The organism is Desulfonatronospira sp. (assembly GCA_003563255.1).
GTDB lineage: Bacteria > Desulfobacterota > Desulfovibrionia > Desulfovibrionales > Desulfonatronovibrionaceae > Desulfonatronospira.
Genome location: PWSL01000313.1, coordinates 1 through 2,868, shown reverse-complemented (window position 1 = coordinate 2,868; position 2,868 = coordinate 1). Strand labels below are relative to the sequence as shown.

The 2,868-nt window shown below is 46.0% G+C and carries 2 protein-coding genes; both read right to left on the bottom strand.

Annotated features, from left to right (window positions below):
- Window positions 1-198: 198 nt before the first annotated feature.
- Window positions 199-489, bottom strand: coding sequence for a hypothetical protein (locus QZP87_RS09185; RefSeq protein ID WP_291322620.1), 291 nt, complete (start codon window positions 487-489; stop codon window positions 199-201).
- A 288-nt stretch (window positions 490-777) separates the two neighbouring features.
- Complete coding sequence (locus tag QZP87_RS09180; protein ID WP_291322619.1) at window positions 778-2,148, bottom strand: MBL fold metallo-hydrolase; 1,371 nt, start codon at window positions 2,146-2,148, stop codon at window positions 778-780.
- Between the last annotated feature and the right edge of the window lie 720 nt (window positions 2,149-2,868).

Below are 2,868 nucleotides of genomic sequence, written 5' to 3'. Positions count from 1 at the left end.
CTCGTTCCCAGGCTCCAGCCTGGAAACGTTTAGTTCTTGCGGCTCCAGCCGCTTCTTCAAAATGTGGCTGGAGCCACAAAAAAGTGATGTCCCCAGGCTGGAGCCTGGGAACAAGAGCAAACCATTCAGGGGGTTCTCAATGGAGGCTCCTGAGGGTTTCCCGAGGGCAGGTTTTTTTCAGGTTTTGTGCACTGGCTGCTACTTGAAACGCTCGCGGGCGGACTTTATTGCCTGAGCCATGGATTCAACAGCCATCTCCACGCCAGATTTCATGTCTTCCCAGGCTCCTTCTCCGGCTTCCTGAAGCATCTCCATTTTCTGTTGGGCCTCGTCACGGTATTTTTTCAGTTCCTCCACCTGCTGCAGGTATTCCATTTTTGCTTCGGCCTCAGTCTGTTCAGCCTTGGCGTTTAGACGATCTATTTCAGCGTTCCATTCATCAAGTTTGGCCTTTAGTTTCTGGACCACAGCATTTCTAGTTTCACTCATGTCAAACCTCCTGACATTTATTATTGATTTAATGGTAACCATTCAGATGGTCCTCAGTGGGGACTAATGGCACCAGGCCAGGGGCCGGTACCTGCCCCTGAATGATGTGACTGCAAAAAGTCATTTTTGCAGTCACAGACGTCAGAGATCAGAGGTCAGTAAAATCAAAGAGTTATGTAGATTGTTGATTTCTGAATTTTTCATTCCCCGACTTTTTGCAGATGCATCCTGAATGGTTACATTTAATGTATCTGTTTAGCGCTACAGCGACACTTTATTGACATTAAATTATTCCCGGACCAGTTCGCAGACCCCTCTGGAACAGGCCTGCACCGAACCCAGACAGTCTTCTACGTCTTTGAAACCATTTTTCTTCAGGATTGATGCGGCTATTATGGCACGCTGGCCGCTGCCGCAAAAAGTGGTGACAGGGCGTGAAGAGCCTATGTCATTCAGACTTTCAGGCATGTGCCCCAGATAGATATGCTGAGCACCTGGCAGATGACCTTTGGCGAATTCTTCTCTGGTCCTTACGTCCAGGATGGTAAAATCCTGTTTATCCCTGATGCGTCTTTGCAGCTCACCTGCATGAACAGCCGGTATAGTTTCATAGAATTTACCCCGGATTGCCCATTCGTGCAGTCCTTTTTCCAGAAAACCCATGACCCGGTCATAACCTATGCGGGCCAGGTAGCGCTGAGCTGTATCCAGATCCTGGTATGATTCTACAATAAGTCCCAGGTCTGTATCATAAGGGAGGAACCACCCGGCATAGGCCGGCAGCATATGCAGGGGAATGGCCAGGCTTCCAGGTATGTAGGCTCCTGCAAAAGCCTCAGGACTTCTGGTGTCCACCACAAGCATGCCTTTTTGCATGGCCTCTTCAAAATGGTCGGCAGGCATGGGTTTTGGGGGATACAGAGGTTCTAATGCCGGAGGGCCGTTTAAGTTGTAATCCTCAATTCTGGAAAAATAGGGCGGCAGGCTGTGCTTCTCCTGTGTCTTGAAACGCACAAACTCTTCTTTGTTTTTGAATTGCAGGGAGTTATTATTGCGTTTTTCAAATCCAAGAGTTGAAAATTCTCTGTCAGCCATGCCTGAGCCGCACACAGATCCTGCACCATGACCCGGGTAAAGCAAAACCTGATCTCCAAGGGGCAGTATTTTATTAAAGATACTATCATATAAAAGACCAGCCGATTCCTCTTTGCGGTCTGGAAAAAAATCAGTACGGCCGACATCTCCAATAAAAAGAGCATCGCCGGTAAATATACCTATGGGATCCGGGCTAAAAGCTTTATCATAAAGCACCAGGGAGATGCTTTCAAAAGTATGGCCGGGAGTTTTCATAACCTTCAGGCGGACCTGGCCAAACTCGAAGACATCTCCATCAGATGCTGTGTTTCCGTATGCAAAAGGTAGTTCAGCACCGTGATAAATCTGTGCTCCGGTCATGTGTGAAAGTTCAACTGATCCGATAACATAGTCTTCATTGCGGTGGGTCTCAAAAATGTATTTAATCTGCGCCCCTTTCTCATAAGCCATATCCATATAAATCCGGCAGTCCCGCCTGGGATCTACAACTGCGCCATAACCTCCTTCTATAATCAGATATGAAAGATGTGACAGACCTTCTGATTTGATCTTTTCAATAAGCATAAAAAAATCACTCCTTCATTAAACGTAACCATTTCACAAAACTTCGCGTCTGTATTTATTTATTTGTGCAGAAAAGGTGTCGCGGGGACTGTCCCCAGGCCGGTTTCGGCATCCCCCTGAATGGTTACCATTAAACTGTATCTGTTAAGCGCTTTGCATGTGGCATGGGGACTGGCTCTTCCGGGACCCACTAGTGCCCAAAAATGGGTTTTTTTGAGCATAAAATGATGCTCAGGTGGGTCCCGGAGCTGCCTGTCTTCTGCTTTCCTTAAATGCGCTAAACAGATATATTGTAACAGTTTAGCCATGTGCATATTGCACGGGGACTGGCTCTCCCAGCCCTTGTTTGATGAAGTATGTTTTTGTACATCAGCGAGAAACAAGGGCTGGGGTGCCTGTCCCCTGCTTCCCTAAAAAAAGAAGGGCTAAACTGTTACGATATATTAAACTTGAGAGTAAAAAGTTCCTGGTTCTTCTTTACTGGTTCAAAATTATAAAGTCAATAAGTTTGAATAGATATCTGGTCTGGCCCGAAAAACATATTGATTTGCCAAAAAACTAATAAAAATAAATAATTAGCACTACAGCGAAACTTATTTATTAACCTCTGGGGACTGGCTCTCCCCGCACTTATTTTTAAAACCTGTCAATCATCCTTCAGAAAAATAAGTGCGGGGGTGCCTGTCCCCAATTTCGACAGGTTGAAAAGTTTTATAAGTT